15 protein-coding genes are annotated in these 19235 nt (G+C 40.9%); 1 reads left to right on the forward strand and 14 read right to left on the reverse strand.

Going from position 1 to position 19235, the window contains the following annotated elements; translation table 11 throughout:
• Positions 1–63: 63 nt before the first annotated feature.
• The 7 genes from metG to adhE all read right to left on the reverse strand — a co-directional run bounded on the left by metG (position 64) and on the right by adhE (position 12084).
• The gene (metG, locus tag ACWPWY_RS12155) at positions 64–2064 is read right to left on the reverse strand and encodes a methionine--tRNA ligase (protein WP_454191926.1); all 2001 of its coding nucleotides are present in this window, start codon (positions 2062–2064) and stop codon (positions 64–66) included.
• 416 nt (positions 2065–2480) lie between these two features.
• Positions 2481–2732, reverse strand: coding sequence for a membrane protein insertion efficiency factor YidD (yidD, locus tag ACWPWY_RS12160; RefSeq protein WP_454191927.1), 252 nt, complete (start codon positions 2730–2732; stop codon positions 2481–2483).
• 2 nt (positions 2733–2734) lie between these two features.
• Positions 2735–3202: a Fur family transcriptional regulator gene (locus tag ACWPWY_RS12165; RefSeq protein WP_454191928.1), complete on the reverse strand. Its 468-nt coding sequence runs from the start codon at positions 3200–3202 to the stop codon at positions 2735–2737.
• Between the two features lie 157 nt (positions 3203–3359).
• Positions 3360–5609 carry a copper amine oxidase N-terminal domain-containing protein gene (locus ACWPWY_RS12170; protein WP_454191929.1) on the reverse strand — a complete coding sequence of 750 codons (2250 nt, stop codon included), beginning with the start codon at positions 5607–5609 and terminating at the stop codon, positions 3360–3362.
• 373 nt (positions 5610–5982) lie between these two features.
• Positions 5983–6732: a pyruvate formate-lyase-activating protein gene (gene pflA, locus ACWPWY_RS12175; protein WP_454192874.1), complete on the reverse strand. Its 750-nt coding sequence runs from the start codon at positions 6730–6732 to the stop codon at positions 5983–5985.
• Between the two features lie 52 nt (positions 6733–6784).
• Positions 6785–9046 (reverse strand): formate C-acetyltransferase, encoded by a 2262-nt coding sequence (pflB, locus tag ACWPWY_RS12180; RefSeq protein WP_454191930.1) that lies wholly within the window; start codon positions 9044–9046, stop codon positions 6785–6787.
• A gap of 425 nt (positions 9047–9471) precedes the next feature.
• Complete coding sequence (adhE, locus tag ACWPWY_RS12185; RefSeq protein ID WP_454191931.1) at positions 9472–12084, reverse strand: bifunctional acetaldehyde-CoA/alcohol dehydrogenase; 2613 nt, start codon at positions 12082–12084, stop codon at positions 9472–9474.
• A 320-nt stretch (positions 12085–12404) separates the two neighbouring features.
• On the opposite strand from adhE, the gene ACWPWY_RS12190 reads away from it, so the two are divergent.
• Complete coding sequence (locus ACWPWY_RS12190; RefSeq protein WP_454191932.1) at positions 12405–13124, forward strand: Crp/Fnr family transcriptional regulator; 720 nt, start codon at positions 12405–12407, stop codon at positions 13122–13124.
• A 69-nt stretch (positions 13125–13193) separates the two neighbouring features.
• Here the strand turns inward: ACWPWY_RS12190 and ACWPWY_RS12195 are convergent, their stop codons facing one another.
• The 7 genes from ACWPWY_RS12195 to ACWPWY_RS12225 all read right to left on the reverse strand — a co-directional run bounded on the left by ACWPWY_RS12195 (position 13194) and on the right by ACWPWY_RS12225 (position 19195).
• Positions 13194–13904: a hypothetical protein gene (locus ACWPWY_RS12195; protein ID WP_454191933.1), complete on the reverse strand. Its 711-nt coding sequence runs from the start codon at positions 13902–13904 to the stop codon at positions 13194–13196.
• Between the two features lie 178 nt (positions 13905–14082).
• The gene (locus ACWPWY_RS12200) at positions 14083–14730 is read right to left on the reverse strand and encodes a hypothetical protein (RefSeq protein ID WP_454191934.1); all 648 of its coding nucleotides are present in this window, start codon (positions 14728–14730) and stop codon (positions 14083–14085) included.
• Between the two features lie 182 nt (positions 14731–14912).
• On the reverse strand, positions 14913–15230 hold the full coding sequence (locus ACWPWY_RS12205) for a winged helix-turn-helix transcriptional regulator (RefSeq protein ID WP_454191935.1): 318 nt from the start codon (positions 15228–15230) through the stop codon (positions 14913–14915).
• Between the two features lie 258 nt (positions 15231–15488).
• The gene (locus tag ACWPWY_RS12210; protein ID WP_454191936.1) at positions 15489–16217 is read right to left on the reverse strand and encodes a ThuA domain-containing protein; all 729 of its coding nucleotides are present in this window, start codon (positions 16215–16217) and stop codon (positions 15489–15491) included.
• A 20-nt stretch (positions 16218–16237) separates the two neighbouring features.
• Positions 16238–17206, reverse strand: coding sequence for a sugar phosphate isomerase/epimerase family protein (locus tag ACWPWY_RS12215; protein ID WP_454191937.1), 969 nt, complete (start codon positions 17204–17206; stop codon positions 16238–16240).
• Positions 17207–17352: 146 nt separating this feature from the next.
• Positions 17353–18435 carry a Gfo/Idh/MocA family protein gene (locus ACWPWY_RS12220; RefSeq protein WP_454191938.1) on the reverse strand — a complete coding sequence of 361 codons (1083 nt, stop codon included), beginning with the start codon at positions 18433–18435 and terminating at the stop codon, positions 17353–17355.
• A complete protein-coding gene (locus tag ACWPWY_RS12225; protein ID WP_454191939.1) occupies positions 18428–19195 on the reverse strand; it encodes a sugar phosphate isomerase/epimerase family protein in 768 nt (255 codons plus the stop codon). The genes ACWPWY_RS12220 and ACWPWY_RS12225 overlap by 8 nt, the downstream gene beginning before the upstream one ends.
• Positions 19196–19235 lie beyond the last annotated feature (40 nt).

A 19235-nucleotide genomic window follows, 5' to 3' on the forward strand; every position in this document is an offset into this window, starting at 1 on the left:
GACATAAGTCCTTCCTTCTACGAGTATGCACTTATTCATTTGTTTATAAGCCTATATAAAATCTTACTTCACAATAGCCCCGTTCGGCATATTTTCTGGAACGGTAGCAAGAGTCAGCTGATCCCCATGAGACGCAGCCAAAATCATCCCTTGGGATAATTCACCCCGAAGTTTAACTGGTTTCAGGTTCGTTACACATATGACTTTACGGCCTACCATTTCCTCAGGAGTATAGAATTTAGCAATACCAGATACAACTTGGCGCTGTTCGTAACCAAGGTCAAGCTGTAGTTTCAGCAGTTTATCTGCTTTTTTCACCGGCTCACAAGCAATAACCTGTGCTACGCGAAGTTCCACTTTAGCAAAATCCTCAATTCCAATCTCAGGTAAGCCTTCCGGTGCTGGAACTTCCTTGGCTTCGTTTTCTTTCACAGCTTCTGGTTTTGATCCACCTGACATTGCATTCGCGATATACGCTACTTCCTGCTCCACATCTAGTCTAGGGAAGATCGGCTCTCCTTTACGAAGCTCATTGCCTTCAGGGATAATTCCTGCTTGTTTTGTGCTATCCCAAGCAGTTAGCTCACCCTCCTGAATATTAAGTTGCTCCCAGATTTTACGCGGTGCTTGCGTTAAGAATGGTTGCAGTAAAATGGACGCTACACGAAGGGATTCCACAAGATGAGCCATAACGGAAGCCAGTTCCTCTTTTTTCGCTTCATCTTTCGCAAGAACCCAAGGCTGAGTCTCATCAATATATTTATTGCAACGGCTAATAAATTGTCCAATAGAAGTAAGCGCTACGGAGAATTCCAAATTTTCCATCGCTTCTTCTACTTTTTGTACCGTCGTAAGTGCCAATTCTTCCAATGTCGCATCAAATGGTGTCACTCCTGAGCGGTATGCCGGCGTTTTTCCATCGAAATATTTATGAACCATCGCTACAGTTCGATTCAATAGGTTACCTAGATCATTCGCCAAATCAGAATTCACACGTTCTACAAAACTTTCAGGCGTAAAGGTACCATCTGAACCAAATGGAACTTCGCGAAGCAGATAGTAACGCAAGGAATCCAGACCATAACGATCGATCAAAGTAACAGGATCCACTACATTTCCTTTGGATTTGGACATTTTACCATCTTTCATAAGCAGCCAGCCATGAGCAAAGACTTTTTTCGGCAGTGGAAGATCCAGAGCCATCAGCATAATTGGCCAATAAATCGTATGGAAACGGACAATTTCCTTACTCATAAGATGAACATCAGCCGGCCAGAATTTATTATAGAGTGTTGTATCATCTGTACCATAACCGAGTGCAGTAATATAGTTGAGCAGTGCATCAATCCACACATAAACAACGTGTTTCGGATCACTTTTCACTTTTACTCCCCAATCGTAACTTGTACGAGATACAGCCAAATCTTCAAGACCTGGTTTGATAAAGTTGTTTATCATCTCATTTTTACGAGACTTCGGCTGAATAAATTCCGGATTTTGTTCGTAAAACGCTAAAAGACGATCTGCATATTTGCTCATTTTGAAGAAATAACATTCTTCTTTTACAAGTTCTACAGGATGTCCACTATCTGGGCTTTTTCCCCCAATGATATTACCTTGGTCATCTTTCACTGCATCCACAAGTTGGGTTTCTGTATAGTACGTTTCATCAGGAATACTGTACCATCCTTCATATTCCCCTTTATAAATATCACCTTGTGCTACCAAACGTTCAAATACATCTTGAACAACCTTCGTATGTCTTTTTTCGCTTGTACGAATAAAGTCATCGTTAGAGATATCGAGTTTCTTCCATAGATCCTGGATACCTGCAACAATTTCGTCTACGAATTCAATCGGTGTTTTACCTGCTGCTTGCGCTTTTTGTTCGATTTTTTGTCCATGTTCGTCCGTACCTGTTAAATAACGAACGTCGTACCCTCTAAGTCTTTTGTACCTTGAAATCGCATCCCCTGCTACCGTTGTGTAAGCATGCCCAATATGAAGTTTGTCACTTGGATAGTAGATTGGTGTTGTAATGTAAAATGTTTTTTTCTCCGTCATTATTATACCTCCAGTAAAATAATTGTTGCCCTGTCATTCTGCGAAAATACCAGAAGACAATACAAAAAGACCCTCATCCCCTATGGGACGAGAGTCTGTTATTCTCACGTGGTACCACCCAAATTCCCTGTATCCTCACGGATCGCAGGCTCAACCGGTTATGTTGTGTTCATCAACCGGACCCATTAACGCTGGAACACGCCACTCCCTTACCTCTTCCTATGTATATAGAAGACAGCTCGAAAGTGGTTCCTCCAGGACCATTTTCCAGTGTTCCACAGACCGGTTTGCAGCTTCCCCGGCTCTCTGTACTGCAGATGTTAACTGTACTTATCCCTTCATAAGAAACATATGAATTTATCAAAATAATACTAAACGAGCGTAATCCATGTCAAGGTTATCACATGCCTTTACGCCTACGATGTAGAAGAATTTTGGCTACCTTTTTTAGGCGGAACCAAATCCACGCCCCCTGGATGTAATGGATGGCATTTCATAATTCGTTTAGCGGAGAGCAATGAACCTTTTACCGCACCATGAACTTCGATCGCTTCTAGTGCATAAGCCGAACAAGTCGGATAAAAACGACAGCTCGGAGGTTTCAGTGGTGATATAAATTTCCGATAAAACGTAACGGGTGCTTTTGCAATCGTACGAGTAACCTTCATCTTTACTGACCCTTTGAAGAAGCTTGTTTCTGATCTGCCTTAGGCGATAGTTTTCCAGATGCTTGACAGTCTTTACAATAACCAAAGATTTCAAACTTATGCTCCACCACTTGAAATTGATCTGGTGTATCCGTAAGCTGCATTGGACAAAACTCAATAGGAAGTGTCTTTTGACACTGAAGGCATATCAGATGGTGATGATGATGTCCCGAGCTGCAAGTAGCCTTGAATTTGACTCCATCCTCAAAGATGACCTGTTCAAGTACACCTAGTTCCTGCATGACTCTAAGATTTCGATAAACCGTATCAAAACTGAGCCCGCTGTACGTCCGGCCCATATATTCGTATACATCCTTTGGTGACAAATAACCTTCTGTTTCAGCAAAAAGTCTAGCAAGCGTCTTACGTTGATCCGTAATACGAAGTCCTTGGCTAGACATGGCTTCGATAATCTGATTCGTTGACAGCATGACTTTTACCCTCCCGTCATACCAAATCTGTCTATATATCTATAATGCCTGAAATGGAGTACCACGTCAACGAACATAGAACTACCTTTTATAGCTATGTAAAAAAGAACTCTTTATGAATTAAAGAGTCCTTTTCCACCTGCTATTCTATTCATCCCTAATTTTTGCTTGGTAAAGGTGCAATCAGCAAATTAACGGGAAGGCTGCTTGCTGGTGCTGCTGTCAATAAAATTACTACTTTACGTTCATATTCTCCCGTACGGTATAATACGGCCTGTTCATTAGGAGCTCTCACTGCGCCATCTGAATAAAGAGGAGTTATCTCTCCATTGACCATAGCGTACCCCGTATACGTGCCTCCTCTTGGATTAAAGGAGATGAGCGTATTAGGTGCAACGCGCTCTAGCGTTATTTTATAAAGCACTCCAAAGTTACCAGAGTTAGAAGCTTCCACACCGATCATCGGGTCCATTCCCGTTAGATTCGGGTCATCCTTATTATCCCCTATCACGAGTCGTTCTGGCTTTTCTCCAAGTCGGTCACTGTAAGTAATCTCCCGAGTGGCATTTGGGTAGGTACCCCGATTATGAACTCCATCCCGATCAAGAATAGGAAGTCTATAAAGTACCTTTAACGGACTTAGATTTTCGTCAATAATAATCACGTTATATTCAATCGGATAATCGCTATACACATCAGATAATAAAGAAACGATCTCATGTTGCTTCATGCTTGTTTTGCTCATATCCGTCAGGATCAGCTTGCTTTCCCCTGACTTTAATGAAGTAGATGTACGTTTTGAATCATCCTGAATCGTTGTAAAATAACGCTCGACCGCTTTTTTGCCTGCTGCCTGTGCAATGGTGGTAGGTCCAGCAAATCCCAAGTTCTCTGTACGAAGGGTTGCTGTTGCCGAGTTTTTATTTGTTGCTACAACGTACATTTTCACTCTTTTACCCGTATTATTCATATGGTGGATTAAGAAACGAGTGTTACCTACCGCGGTATCTTTGTATACGATACCTTCCTTATACACGGTTTCCGGGCTGTTACTGCGAAGTAACGTGCTTGGTTTATCCGTATAGGAATAATTCACTTTTGCCCACGTAGGCACAACAGATCCGTCGAAAGAAAATTTTTCTCCGATGGGCGTAAATAACTGATTAAACTCGGTTACTGAATAGAGTGTTTCATTCGTAATGATAATTGTTTTTTGATAAGTATTTGTTAAACCTTTATTATCCCTCACGGTCAGACTGATTGTTTTTGGACCTGGCGTAAAAAAGGCAAGTGCATTATTGTTCCATTCTGTTTTGGCAATGGCTTCATCATCCGAACTTTGGTCTGTGTACGTAATGAGTTCGCCCATTTTATATTCTTCTTTATCTGTCACAAACAAAGCTACCGGCGGCTGATTAGGACGCAGGACATGGACCGTAAGTGAATAAGGATCACTCCAAGAACCACTAGCGTCTTGTACATAGTATTTGATCGTATATTTACCCGGAGCATCAAATACGTCCTTTTTCCCTTCCCAACGTTCATTTATGATGGACAGACCCTTTGGAGAAAACCCATCTGCCTTGTATGTAACAGCTTGTCCCGCATAGACTTCCTTAGGTGATATGCTGAAGTTAGCAATTGGTTTGGTAGATAAATTCATAACAATGCTTTTATTAACTACGCTATACTTGATCCCAAGTGCTCCCGTGATCGCTGTTAGAGGCACCATAAAGGTATTCTGAGTCTGATAGGAGGTCCCCTTCATTGTTTTAGAAACTCCGTTAACCTTATATTTGTTACTGTTCGTTTTGAACTTCAGTTCATTATTACCTTGAATGATACTCGTTTCCTTTGTAGTGTTATTATATGAAACTCTGTAGCCGACTCGATCAACCAAGGCGCGAATGGGTACATAAGATACACCGCTTTTCACTTGCATCGGTTGTGGTGCATAATAAGTCACACCGTCTTGGACCATTTTTTTACTATTATAATAGAGGATCAGCTGACTGTTGCTGAGTGGCTGCTTCTCCGGAACTTCGGGAACTTCTGGGGTTTCTGGAACCACTGGATCTTCTTCTGTTAGAATGGCATCCTCTGGATTCGCTGTAACTTCTTCCGCAGTACCTGTAACCGTTCCATCTGTGTTAACAGTAGATTCTTCATTGGTGGATTGTGGAGTTCCATTATTGCTATCTTCTTTTTGTTCTGTTATACCGGACATATCCGTTTTCTCTTCTACTTTCACTTCTTGGTTAGCCGTTTCCTCAAGCTGTGAAACTTCCTGAACAATCGTACTTGAAACGGGGTCATTCTCTACCGGTTCTGCGCTTGCTGTGTATGCTGGTACCACTTGTGAGAATAGAGCTAATATGGTGAGCAGCGTTAATTTCTTAAAATTCATTTCCCGACTCCCTCTGTATCTATTTTGTATATATTCCTTATCATGTCATAGTATTAGACGCACCTAGTCCTGAAAAGTTGCTCTGGACCTTACGGGAAACAACAAAAAACAGCATACTTTGACAGTTAACCGGGCATCAAAGAAATGCTGTTTATATGCTTTTCAGAGAATATTTTTTTGTCAGTATGGAAACTAACTAGCAGAAATTCGGGGAAGTAGCAGGTAGTCTCACCCCTTTGTTATGGAAGAAATCTACTAAAGATGAGGATAGAAGTGGACGGATAAAATCTTCGAATAACAAAAAAAGAGATCTCCCTACGCTAATTCGTAGGGGAGATCTCTCTTATAACATATCTTACGATTCTTACGATTATTAGTAAGAAAATTGAAGGTTCTGTGATTCTGTACGGCCTTCTTCGATGAGGCGGTATGCACGATCCACTTCTTCCTGTGTAGGAGAAGGTACTCCTTCTAGCGGGTACTCCTTGCCTAGAAGTTTCCATTTATAAATACCCATTTGGTGATAAGGCAAAATCTCGAACTTCTCGACGCCTTTCAGTGTCCCGATAAATCGACCCAAGTTACGCAAATCTTCTTCATCATCATGAATACCCGGTACATATACATGTCTAATCCACATTTTCTTACCATGATCCGATAACCAGCGAGCTGTCTCCAGCATCCGTTCATTGGATTTTCCAGTTAATACTTTATGTTTTTCATCATTGATATGCTTTAAATCAAGAAGAACTAGATCCGTTGCCTCAATTAGTTCTTCTATACGGTTCATATCATTGAATCCATTGCTATCCAGTGTGGTATGAAGATCCCAACGTTTTTTCACTTCTTGAAAAAGTCTTGCTACAAACCCTGCTTGAAGCGTTGGTTCTCCACCAGAGACTGTCAAACCGCCACCAGAATTTTTGTAGTAATTCAAGTAAGGCTCAATTTCACTTAGAACTTCTTCCAGTGTCATTGTCTTCCCGCCGTCAAGTGCCCAAGTATCTGGGTTATGACAATACTGGCATTTGAGATGGCAGCCTTGCATAAAGAGCACAAAGCGGATGCCTGGCCCATCGACAGTGCCGAAAGTTTCCAATGAATGAATATGTCCGTTTATCATCATTTCATCATCCTTCCACGCACCCGCTTGTGCGTACTTTTTTTGGGGTTACTTACATGCTGCCGTGGAACGTACGGTTAATCACATCAAGTTGTTGTTCTTTCGTCAATTTGATGAAGTTAACCGCATAACCGGATACACGAACAGTAAGCTGCGGATAATCTTCTGGGTGTTCCATTGCGTCAATCAATTGTTCGCGATTAAATACGTTAACGTTCAAGTGATGCGCGCCACTTCCAAAATAACCGTCCATCATCGAAGTCAGGTTTGTTTTTTGGTTGTCTTCTTCTTTACCCAGCGCTTTTGGAACAATAGAGAACGTATTAGAGATTCCATCTAAGCTATGCTCATATGGCAGTTTTGCTACTGAGCTAAGACTTGCTAGTGCACCTTTTTTATCACGTCCATGCATCGGGTTCGCACCTGGTGCAAACGGTTCGCCTGCTTTACGTCCATCTGGCGTAGTTCCTGTTTTCTTACCATATACAACGTTAGAAGTAATAGTAAGAATGGATTGTGTAGGTACTGCATTGCGATAAGCTTTGTGTTTACGAATCATTGTCATGAAGGATTCAACAAGTTCAACAGCGATTTGGTCTACACGATCATCGTTGTTACCGTAGCAAGGGAAGTCGCCTTCAATTTCAAAATCAACAGCAATACCGCGCTCGTCACGGATTGGACGAACCTTAGCGTATTTAATTGCGCTCAGGGAGTCAGCGGCAACCGAAAGTCCAGCGATACCGCAAGCCATCGTGCGCAGAACGTCGCGATCATGCAGTGCCATTTCAATACGCTCATAGCTGTATTTATCATGCATATAGTGAATCACATTCAGTGTGTTCATATAGAGTTTAGCCAGCCATTCCATCATTGGTTTGAAGCGTTTCATAACTTCGTCATAGTTCAATACTTCAGATGTAATTGCAGGATACTCAGGGCCAATTTGCATACCCAGTTTTTCATCAACACCACCGTTGATTGCGTACAGAAGTGCTTTAGCTAAGTTTGCACGTGCGCCGAAGAATTGCATTTGTTTACCAATACGCATTGCGGATACGCAGCATGCAATACCATAGTCATCACCGTAGATCGGACGCATCAGATCGTCATTCTCATATTGAATGGAGCTAGTTTCAATGGAAACTTTCGCACAATATTTTTTGAACCCTTCTGGCAGTTGTTCAGACCAAAGTACGGTTAAGTTTGGCTCTGGAGCTGCACCAAGGTTATACAACGTATGAAGGAAGCGGAAGCTGTTTTTCGTTACACGAGTTCTTCCGTCCATGCCCATACCACCGATGGATTCAGTAACCCATGTTGGATCTCCACTAAACAGCTCGTTATAGTCTGGTGTGCGCAAGAATTTAACAATTCTCAGTTTCATTACAAAATGGTCTACAAGCTCTTGAGCTTCTTGCTCAGTCAGTGTTCCTTCTTCCAGATCACGTTCAATGTAGATATCAAGGAAGGAAGATACACGACCAAGAGACATTGCTGCACCGTTTTGTTCTTTAATTGCTGCAAGGTAAGCGAAGTATACCCATTGGAAAGCTTCTTTCGCATTACGTGCTGGGCCAGAGATATCGAAACCGTGCATTTCACCCAGTTGTTTCAGTTCTTGCAGAGCACGAATTTGTTCTGAAAGTTCTTCGCGAAGACGGATGATATCTTCATCAATCACATCAACTTCGAGTTCATCGAGTTCTCTCTTTTTATCTTTAATTAGGAAGTCTACACCGTAAAGTGCTGCTCTGCGATAATCACCAATAATACGACCGCGACCATAAGCATCTGGCAAACCTGTGATAATCCCTGCTTTACGAGCATTTCTCATATCTTGCGTATAAGCATCAAATACCCCTTGGTTATGCGTTTTACGGATGGTAGTAAACATATCAATAATTTCTTGCGGAAGTTCAAATCCGTATGCTTTACAAGCGTCTACCATCATGCGAATACCACCGAAAGGCTGGATAGAACGTTTGAATGGAGCATCTGTTTGTACCCCTACAATTTGCTCTTTCTCTTTATCAAGATAACCTGGTTTGTGAGAAACGATCGTAGAAGGTGTATTTACATCTACATCGAGAACTCCACCATTTTCTCTTTCTTTTTTGGTAAGATCCATTACGATCTCCCAAAGTGCTTTTGTATTTTCAGTTGCCCCTGCCAGGAAACTTTCATTTCCTTGATAAGGTTTCAAGTTTTTTTGTAGAAAGTCGTTTACATTTACTTCTTTTGTCCATTTGCCTTTTTGAAAGCTTCTCCAACCGGATTGTACACTTTGCACTTCTTTTTCGGTTACCGCCATGGTAATCCCTCCAATAATTTATGGTTTGATCTGGACTCATTGAGAGGACAAGGCGTGAAGGAAGGGCCTGGTCCGAACAAAATCCATGAAAAGCTGTACTCCTACTAACTGTAAAACTGTTACTACAGCTGCCACACTATGTGACTGTTTTCACTTCCAAGCTTGTTATAACCCCTTCTCTTCACTTTTCAAGGGAAGCGACTGTTTCATGGAACTGCTTTACAACTCAAATTATAGAACATATCTCACACCTACTCTGTGATATAAATCACAAAGTTTAAACTGTTATTCTATTTTTACTTTTCTGTTATAGTCGGTCGGTAGACCTGTATGTGACACCAACAATATCTTTTTCCTGATTCTTAAAAAAGAGCCGAGCTAACCGGGAATACCCCCTCTCAGCTCGGCTCTTTTTTTACCATTTCTTATTTATCAAAATTACCATAGAATGCATTACGGTACACATCCGCGAGTTCTGTTACCAAAGGTAACTTCGGATTAGCTGTTGTACACTGATCTTCGAATGCGCGATCCGCCAAATAATCTACACGCGATTCAAAATCTTTAGCTTCAAAACCAAGTGCTTGGAACGATTCAGGGATACCGAGTTTTCTATTCAGATCTCGAATAGCTTGGATCAAGCTGTTTACCCCTTCTTCTGTTGTGCTTGCTGGTAATCCCAGAATTCTTGCAATTTCAGCATAACGTTGATCAGCTATAAAGTGCGAATATTTAGGGAAAGATGCAAATTTCGTTGGTTTCTTCGCATTATAACGAATAACATGTGGTAACAAGATTGCATTCGTACGTCCATGAGCAGTGTGGTATTGTCCTCCCCATTTATGAGCAAGGGAATGGTTGATTCCAAGGAATGCATTCGCAAACGCCATACCTGCAATGGTCGATGCATTATGCATTTTTTCTCTAGCCAGTTTATCCCCAGTGAGTGCCGATGCTTCGAGATATTCAAATACAAGCTGAATTGCCTTAATGGCAAGCCCATCTGTATAGTCATTCGCCATTACTGATACATATGCTTCAATCGCATGAGTTAGTACATCCATTCCTGTATCAGCAACTGCTGTTCTAGGCAAACTATATACGAACTCCGGATCTACAATCGCTACATCAGGCGTCAGCTCATAATCAGCCAGCGGATATTTCGTGTTGCCATTGTTCTTATCTGTGATAACTGCAAACGAAGTTACTTCAGAACCCGTACCCGAAGTGGTTGGGATGGCAACAAATTGTGCTTTTTGTCCTAGACGCGGATATTTGTAAATCCGTTTACGAATATCCATGAATTTTTGTTTTAAGTTGTGGAAACTTGTATCCGGGTACTCGTAGAACAGCCACATTGCTTTAGCAGCATCCATTGGCGAACCTCCACCAAGAGCAATAATGCAGTCAGGCTGGAATTGCTTCATAAGTTCCGTACCGCGTTCTACCGTTGTTGTCGATGGATCTGGCTCTACATCAGAGAACACTTCAATGGCAACAGGCACACGACGCTGACGAAGGTAATGTTCCACTTTTTCCACATAGCCCAGTTTTACCATCATTGGATCAGTTACGATGAGAACACGGGAAATATCCGGCATTTTGGCAAGATACTGAGTAGCACCTTTTTCGAAGTATACTTTGTTCGGAACTTTAAACCATTGCATATTCACTGTTCTACGCGCCACCCTTTTAACGTTAATTAGATTGACTGCTGTCACATTAGAAGAAGTCGAGTTACGACCATACGATCCACAGCCAAGTGTAAGGGAAGGAATATTAGAATTATAAATATCACCGATTGCACCATGTGTTGAAGGCGAATTTACCAAAATGCGGCATGTTGGCAAACGGTCTGCAAAACGATTAATCACATCATCATTATTGGAATGAATAACCGAAGAGTGTCCCATTCCGCCAAAAGCAACAATCTCCGCTGCACGCTCAATCCCTTGATCAGCTGTTTTCACTTTGTAACAAGCAAGTACTGGGCTGAGTTTTTCTGCAGAAAGCGGGAATTTCGGTCCAACACCGTCAATCTCTGCGATTAGGATTTTTGTTCCTTCTGGAACATGAATTCCGCACATTTGAGCAATTTTCACTGCAGATTGACCTACTATTTTTGGATTAACAGCGCATTTCTCAGCGATAATTGTACCTGCTGTAAGTTTTGCTATTTCATCTTTCGTTACAAAGTAACATCCATTGTCTATTAGCATTTTTTTAACTTCATTGTAGATGGGTTCTTCGATAATAACGGCTTGCTCAGATGCACAGATCATTCCATGATCAAAAGATTTAGATAGGATTAGATCATTCACCGCTTGTTTCAAGTCAGCTGTTTTTTCGATGAAGCAAGGAACGTTACCAGGTCCTACGCCAAGAGCGGGTTTACCGCAGCTATACGCAGCTTTTACCATAGCCCCTCCACCAGTAGCAAGGATCAGCGCAATGTCAGGATGATTCATGAGTTCATTTGTTTTCTCCATGGAAGGTTCATCAATCCATTGGATACAATCTGCTGGTGCGCCTTCTTTAATAGCAGCATCTCTTAGAATACGTGCTGCCTCACGGCTCGAATTTTGTGCGGATGGATGGAAACCAAAAACGATGGGGTTACGAGTCTTAATAGCAATCAGTGCTTTAAACATGGTCGTTGAGGTTGGGTTCGTTACAGGTGTAATCCCCATTATCACGCCAACAGGTTCAGCTATTTTTTGGCAGTTTTCAAATTCGTTGTCCTCAATGACACCAACTGTCTTGTCATATTTGATTCCGTTATAGACATATTCTGTAGCGAAAATATTTTTAATGATTTTATCTTCATAAACACCGCGACCTGTTTCTTCTACAGCCATTTTAGCTAAAGGCATGTGTTGATCCAGCCCAGCAAGTGCCATAGCTTGAACAATTCGGTCAATTGCAGCTTGATCAAGTTTCATAAAAGATTCGAGAGCTTTTTTTCCTTTTAGTACGATTTCATTAATGTAATCCTTGGCAGTTGCTTCCTTTGTTACTTCTTCTTTATTAACAGCCATGTGATTCATCCTCCTACCAAAATGTCTATATATTTTGTTTCTCTCTTTTCTACGAGATCATCGTATCATAATAAAAATTTAAAGTTTGTGATTATTTTCACATAATATGTGAATGTGTTCACAAAGTTTCAAGGGTTCCTTTCCAAGTAGTGAAATGAATCACAAAGTTTAAAATATCGTCACAGTTTCCCTCTATTCAAAGCCCAAAAATCAAATTCATAAGTATATACTTGAGTTATTCAAAGACTTAAATCACATTAATAAACGACTTGTTTTCAGGTTAACGAACTTATTTACGATAAAAGCTAGGGGGAATTAACATGACTCATATTAATGTATTAGAAAAGACTGAAGGAAATACCAGCTGTTTTTCTAAGGAAAATTTGAACCGCCTTTTTGACTCCATGAAAGATCGAACTTTCCCCCAAGGGTCTCATCTTTTCTGGGAAGGAGATACAGCAGATAAACTCTTCTATATAAAGAAGGGTCGGATCAAAGTTACTAAATCAACAGATGAAGGAAAAGAACTCATCATGTACATCCATCAAGATGGAGATATGACAGGTCATGCAGACCCCTTCTTTTCAAGTCGACACAGCTTCTCTGCAGAAGTGCTTGAGGAAAGTGAAGTTGGTATTATAGAAACGGCTGATCTTGAACTATTAATTGGTTTATATGGTGACTTCGCAATTGACTTTATGAAATGGATGGGAATTTATCACCGTATAACACAGACTAAATTCCGTGATCTTATGATGTATGGTAAACAAGGAGCTCTATGTTCTACGCTGATTCGCCTGGGCAATACTTACGGTGAACAACAATCCGATGGAAGTATTCGCATTAATAGGAAATTGACACACACTGATCTCTCTAACATGATTGGAGCTACCAGAGAAAGCGTAAACCGAATGCTCGGGGAACTTCGAAAAAAAGGTTCTCTTGCTTATGAAGGTGGCTACATTATCATTAAAGAACTCAGTTCTCTCCGTGAAATTTGCAGATGTGAACAATGCCCCATCGAAATCTGCCGTATTTAGAATAGAAAAAAACCGATTTCCTTTGGGAGGAGATCGGTTTTTTTAATCTCTACATGATTCTGTGTTTTGCTAGATTTTCTCTACGATTTCCACTCGCACTTCATCGCCTGGATCTAAAACCATATCAAGTCCATGTTCAGCAAGTTCTTTGTTATTCACCTTCATCATCCATCTCTCTGAAATCCGTGGAGTATAACCATCTATAGATTGAAGATACTTTTTATTATCGGACAATTGCACATATGCTGTACTCATTAGTAGATCTCTAACCGTGAGCGTGGGATCATACAACCTAGCCATTGTTAATCGTAATTCTGGATTATTCGATCCCCCACTTAACTCGAGAGTAACACCCGAACCACCCGTTTGGCTCATATCAATAGGTGTAGCAGGTACTACAGACAGTTTCAATGAATCTTTGTCTTTTATGGATTGTCCCCACATATCAGCACTGATTTCTTTGTTGTTTTTCTCTACCTTCCACTGTAACGTATCATCAAGTACAGTAGATCCGACCGAAATAATCTGATTGGACTCCTTCGATAGACTCGCTACACGATCAAGCGCTTCGTAAACCGTCATACCTTCATCATAACGTAAATGCAAGGATTGATTCATAGACGGTATAAAAGATCCACCTTCCACAATCATATTCACCTCACCTGGTGTTCCTTCCTCGGCTCCACCTACGTCTTCATTCCATGTACTGCAACCCGAAATCAACATAACGAGCATGAGTAGAATGATAGATGGGATTGTAATTGGATTTCGCACTTTCATGCTAACACCACCTTACTTTTTTTGGCCTCAGTCTATGAGCAATTGTGTGGTTCATTTAATGATTGCTAAAATTTGACAATATCCGCCAATCACATAACTCTAGCATACTATTATCTATACCATGATATCAACTAATGACAAAAAAAGCCCTGTGAAGGGCTTCACATTTTAAACAAAACTATTCCACTGCGGCTTGCATAAAGATCCTCGTTCCAGACCTATTCTTTATGTAGGGTCCGAGCCCTTTAAACTGCCGATCCGATATATATACTCCTGTTGTTAAGCGCTCCTCTATCATTTCAGATTCACCAGAATAAACAAGCGAAGAAGTTCGTAAATTCTCCTGATAAATGGGAATGGACAGATTTCGTTTACGATACGGTTTACCACAAGTACGTAAAGGTCTCTCTGAAAAATAAGTAGGCACAAAATAGGCTGCTATAATATCAAGTTCCTCTTCTGAATAAAAGCTTTCTTCCCCGAGAAAAGGATGCAGCAGCCGAATTTCTTCATATTGTGACCAGATCAGTGCTTGTAAACATAGACTCATAAGCGGAGTAATGGTAGAGTCATTCTCTGTGCTTTCTGGCGTATACTCACTCCCAATAAACTTCCATCCCTTTATTGTGTATATCCATTTTTGAAAATAAGTACGTGACACCTGTTGTAAAGCGTTGGGGTAACTGAGGTCTAATGAGAGATAATAGTGTTTAGCCATCGTGGCTGCTCTGTCATAGATCGACTGAACTTGTAGGGATGCACGTTCAAGCACATCAACTTCGTATTTTGGGTAACCCACTTTGCGGGACACGAACATTTTATTCATGTGATCAGCCTCCCTACGCCATAATTGGCTTCTTCGGAATTATACTCAAAAATTCGCCTAGAGGTGCATGGACTACTTCTATTTGAAAAAAACTCCTTATTTTCGGTTTAGGAAAATAAAGAGTCTTTAAAAGCAAAACTAACCGTACTGTGCTTTGTTTTTACTTCAAATCATTTTTTGTACTAATCAATCCATTCTTCAGCCCAAGTTTGAATCTGGGACATAACTGGATTTAACGCCTTTCCCTTCTCTGTAAGTTCATATTCAATACGAACTGGAGTCTCAGGATAAACATGACGTGTTAGTATACCTTCCGCTTCTAAATCTTTCATTCGCTCAGATAGCATTTTGTCACTCATCTGTGGAATTAAATTAGAAATATCTTTAAACCGTTTAGGCCCGTCCAACAATGTTTTAATAATTAGTCCGTTCCATCTTTTACCTAAAAAAGAAAAAGCGGTTTCGAACCTTGGACACATCTTAAGATGTGGATTTTCCATTATTTTCACCTCTTCAGAAATTCCATGAAAAACAACTTACTATAAGTTAGTATATTTCATATTAACATATTTTAACCCGAAAGAAAACGAAATATTAAAAATAGGTAGAAAAGATCCTATTACAAATATTACCCAATATGGAACAGGATGACTCTATTCTGTGTATTCATTAAAAAGGACCGTCCTAAGACGGCCCTTTCCTTTACCCGTGGCGCTATAAAGCTTATGATCGTATCCCGCGCCTCCAAGTAGTTTCTATTAAACAAGAATATCTCCTAGCGGTCTGACGGGTTCACTGTAACCATACACTGGTTTGGTGTGCGGAGTAGGATAAGCCCATCTGATGGAGTTGCTGATAACCTTCATCACTTGTGGATTGTAATAGGTAGGATATGTCTCGTGCCCGGGACGGAAATAAAAGATTTTACCTTCGCCTCGTTTAAAAGTACATCCACTTCTAAATACTTCTCCACCAGCAAAGTTACTCAGGAAAATAAGTTCATCTGGCGTAGGAATATCAAAAAACTCACCATACATTTCTTCATGTTCCAGCACGATATGACTTTCGATTCCTTCCGCAATAGGGTGATTAGGATTCACACACCATATTATTTCTTGTTCTTTTGCTTCCCGCCACTTGAGATCGCAAGAAGTACCCATCAAGGCTTTAAAAGGCTTAGAGAAATGACCCGAATGAAGTACGATAAATCCCATGCCGTCTAATACCCGTTTCACTACCTTACTTACGATCTGATCATTTACTCGATCATGTGCCATGTGCCCCCACCAGATAAGTACATCTGTCGTATTTAGGACATCATCGGATAATCCATGATCAGGTTGATCAAGCGTAGCCGTGCGAATAGCGTAACCTTCCCCCGCTAGACCATCAGCAAGCACTTTATGAATTCCTTCCGGATAAACTTCTTTCGCCTCATCATGAATTTTCTCATGGACAAATTCATTCCAAATCGTGACGTTAACCATGTTATTTCCCCCTAAAAAATTTACACCCACCACATATCGCCAATAGGTTCTTCAATCAAAACCTGTTTGAGATTGTGGACGGCTTTTGAAAAACCTTCCTCGATCGACATTAAGCCATCTTCATGCTCAATGCTGACAACATAATCGTATCCTACAAGTCTTAGGGCACTTATGATATCTGCCCACGTTTTTATATCATGACCGTATCCAACCGTACGGAACTGCCAAGCACGAGTCTGCATATTCGTATAAGACTGCATATCAGTCAGACCATACATATTTACGTTAACCGGATCTATTGTTGTATCTTTCGCATGGAAATGGTGAATGGCGCCTTCGCGCCCAAGAATTTTAATAGCCTCTACAGGATCAATTCCTTGCCACCACATATGAGATGGATCAAGGTTGGCTCCGATAGCTTCTCCAGCAGCTTCACGCAAGCGCAGTAAAGTAGCTGGTGTGTGTACGGAAAAACCTCCATGAAGTTCTAAACCGACTTTAACATGATGATCGGATGCGAATTTTCCCCATTCCGTCCAGTAAGGTATCAGTTTGTTCTCCCACTGCCATTTCAATACTTCTTGAAAATCATTTGGCCAAGGAGCTACAGGCCAGTTCGGATATTTAGCATCTTCATGATCACCCGGTAATCCAGAGAAGGTGTTAACGACCGGTACTTCAAGTTTTTCAGCAAGTTTTACTGTATTCACATAATCATCATGGAATTTCTTGGCGATATTTTTTTGAGGATGAAGCGGATTTCCATGACAACTTAGTGCACTGATAATTAAACCGCGAGATTCAACTGCCTTTTTGAATTCTTTCAATTTCGTCTCGTTCTCTAGAAGTTCTGCTGGTTTACAATGTGCATCCCCTGGATTTCCACCTGTGCCGATTTCAATTGCACCGAGTCCCTGGGAAGCGATATAGTCGAGTGCTTCTTCCAATGTTCTGTCACCAAACAAAACAGCGAATACGCCTAATTTCATAATAAATTCCCTCCTAGTTCTATGTTAAGTAGGTTGTAAGCCGGGTAAAGAAAACCCGAAGTGAGCTTGTAACTAGATTCTTACCTGCTTACTTCGGGCTCTACTTCCTATTACCCAATAATTGATTGCTTCTATGATCATTTATATTAGTCGAAATACACTGCTTTACCTGTACGAGCAGATTCGTAAATAGCTTCAAGTATTTGAGTAACAACCAGTGCCTGCTCTGGTTTTACCAGCGGTTCTTTATCCTGAATAACCGATTCAATCCACATTCTTGCTTCCCGATCCGACTCTGTTTCACTTGAACCTTCGAAGAAAGCAACTCCACCTGCGTTAAGGTTAATATTTTGATCATATAATCTACTTAATTTCTCTCCATTCAAACGAAGGCCATCTTTCATATCCGCTCCGCCTTCTGTACCAGCTAGAAGGGTTTGAGCTTCACCTGTTTCTACGATATTTAGTGCCCAGCTTGCTTCCACCTGAATTGTTGCTCCGTTCTCCATAGTTACAAAGCCAAAGGCAGAATCTTCTACTTTAAACTCTTCTGGATCCCAAGGACCAAAATCATTCGCCGCATTTTCGCGGTCACTTAGTTTATGGAACACAGATCCCATTACACTTTTCGGCTTATAGTTATCCATCAACCACAAAGTTAAGTCGAGTGCATGTGTACCAATATCAATCAACGGCCCGCCACCTTGTTTCTCTTCATCCAAGAATACTCCCCAAGTAGGAACACCACGGCGGCGAAGAGCGATCGCTTTACCATAGTAAATATCCCCTAGATCTCCTTCTTCTATGAGTTGTTTCAGATACAAACTATCATTACGGAAACGGTTTTGATATGCGATAGACAGCTTTTTGCCGGTACGTTTTGCAGCATCAATCATTTCTTGTGCTTGTTCTGTCGTTTTTGCCATTGGCTTTTCACACATGACGTGTTTATCCGCTTCCAGTGCTGCAACGGTAATAACCGAGTGAGAATCGTTAGGTGTACAAACATGAACCACATCAATAGATTGATCTTTTAATAGCTCATTATAATCTGTGTAAACTTTTGCACCTTCTACACCAAACTTTTCAGCTGCTTCCTCTGCTCGAGACTTTTCAATGTCACAGAATGCAATCATTTCTGCATTTTTCTGTTTGAATAGAGCTGGCATGTGTTTACCGTTTGCAATACCTCCGCAACCGATAATGGCTACTTTTACTGTTTTAGACATTTACTTTTCCTCCGTTATTAACATATTGTTTGATCCAATTGATGCTAGTTTCAATGCTTTGTAAGGGGGGATTCGTACAAATGTCCTGTTCGACAACAATCCACTCTACCCCTGCTTTATCAGCTGCATCACCAACTGCTGCTACATCTACTTCACCTTGACCAAGCTCCACCGTCAGCGGACTACCATCTGGATTACGTTTTAGATCTTTCCAGTGAACAATCGGCAGTCTTCCTTCGTATGCAGCGATATATTCGACCGGATCATAACCAGCATAGTGGATCCAGCAGGTATCAAGCTCAGCTAACACCTCTTCAGGAAGTGTAGAAAATAACGTATCCAGCGCTGTTTTTTCATTGATTTTTTCCGTGAGTTCAAATTCATGATTGTGATACAAAAGTACCATATCGTGTTGTTTCAATTTATTACTAATCTCCTTGAGATTCGCGAAGATCAAGTTCCAGTCGCTGCGCTGTTCTTCCGATAAATGAGGTACAATAATGTTACGATTACCGATCGCTTTGTGATAAGAAACCACTTGATCAAAATCGTTTACCAAACTGTCGTACTGTACATGAGTACCAACAATTTCGAGACCAAGCTCATTAAGCAATGACTTAACTTTTTCCGCTGAGTATCCATAAAAATGATGGAACTCCACTCCTTGATATCCTAGTTCTGCAACCTTAGCCAAAGTACCTTTGAAATCTTGTTCCAATAAATCACGTAGTGTGTACAATTGAAGCCCGAGTTTTAACATTAGGAGCCACCTCTGCTGATTGGATTAGTTATTACGTAGA

This window comes from Paenibacillus sp. Marseille-Q7038 (assembly GCF_965111595.1).

Excerpts from the sequence above, each read along its gene's own strand:
- ACWPWY_RS12170 (WP_454191929.1), bottom strand. The coding sequence starts at position 5,609 with ATGAATTTTAAGAAATTAACGCTGCTCACCATATTAGCTCTATTCTCA.
- ACWPWY_RS12215 (WP_454191937.1), bottom strand. The coding sequence starts at position 17,206 with ATGAAATTAGGCGTATTCGCTGTTTTGTTTGGTGACAGAACATTGGAA.
- ACWPWY_RS12225 (WP_454191939.1), bottom strand. The coding sequence starts at position 19,195 with ATGTTAAAACTCGGGCTTCAATTGTACACACTACGTGATTTATTGGAA.
- yidD (WP_454191927.1), bottom strand. The coding sequence starts at position 2,732 with ATGAAGGTTACTCGTACGATTGCAAAAGCACCCGTTACGTTTTATCGG.
- adhE (WP_454191931.1), bottom strand. The coding sequence starts at position 12,084 with ATGGCTGTTAATAAAGAAGAAGTAACAAAGGAAGCAACTGCCAAGGAT.
- ACWPWY_RS12195 (WP_454191933.1), bottom strand. The coding sequence starts at position 13,904 with ATGAAAGTGCGAAATCCAATTACAATCCCATCTATCATTCTACTCATG.
- pflA (WP_454192874.1), bottom strand. The coding sequence starts at position 6,732 with ATGATAAACGGACATATTCATTCATTGGAAACTTTCGGCACTGTCGAT.
- pflB (WP_454191930.1), bottom strand. The coding sequence starts at position 9,046 with ATGGCGGTAACCGAAAAAGAAGTGCAAAGTGTACAATCCGGTTGGAGA.
- ACWPWY_RS12210 (WP_454191936.1), bottom strand. The coding sequence starts at position 16,217 with ATGGTTAACGTCACGATTTGGAATGAATTTGTCCATGAGAAAATTCAT.
- ACWPWY_RS12205 (WP_454191935.1), bottom strand. The coding sequence starts at position 15,230 with ATGGAAAATCCACATCTTAAGATGTGTCCAAGGTTCGAAACCGCTTTT.
- ACWPWY_RS12200 (WP_454191934.1), bottom strand. The coding sequence starts at position 14,730 with ATGAATAAAATGTTCGTGTCCCGCAAAGTGGGTTACCCAAAATACGAA.
- metG (WP_454191926.1), bottom strand. The coding sequence starts at position 2,064 with ATGACGGAGAAAAAAACATTTTACATTACAACACCAATCTACTATCCA.
- ACWPWY_RS12220 (WP_454191938.1), bottom strand. The coding sequence starts at position 18,435 with ATGTCTAAAACAGTAAAAGTAGCCATTATCGGTTGCGGAGGTATTGCA.
- ACWPWY_RS12165 (WP_454191928.1), bottom strand. The coding sequence starts at position 3,202 with ATGCTGTCAACGAATCAGATTATCGAAGCCATGTCTAGCCAAGGACTT.
- ACWPWY_RS12190 (WP_454191932.1), top strand. The coding sequence starts at position 12,405 with ATGACTCATATTAATGTATTAGAAAAGACTGAAGGAAATACCAGCTGT.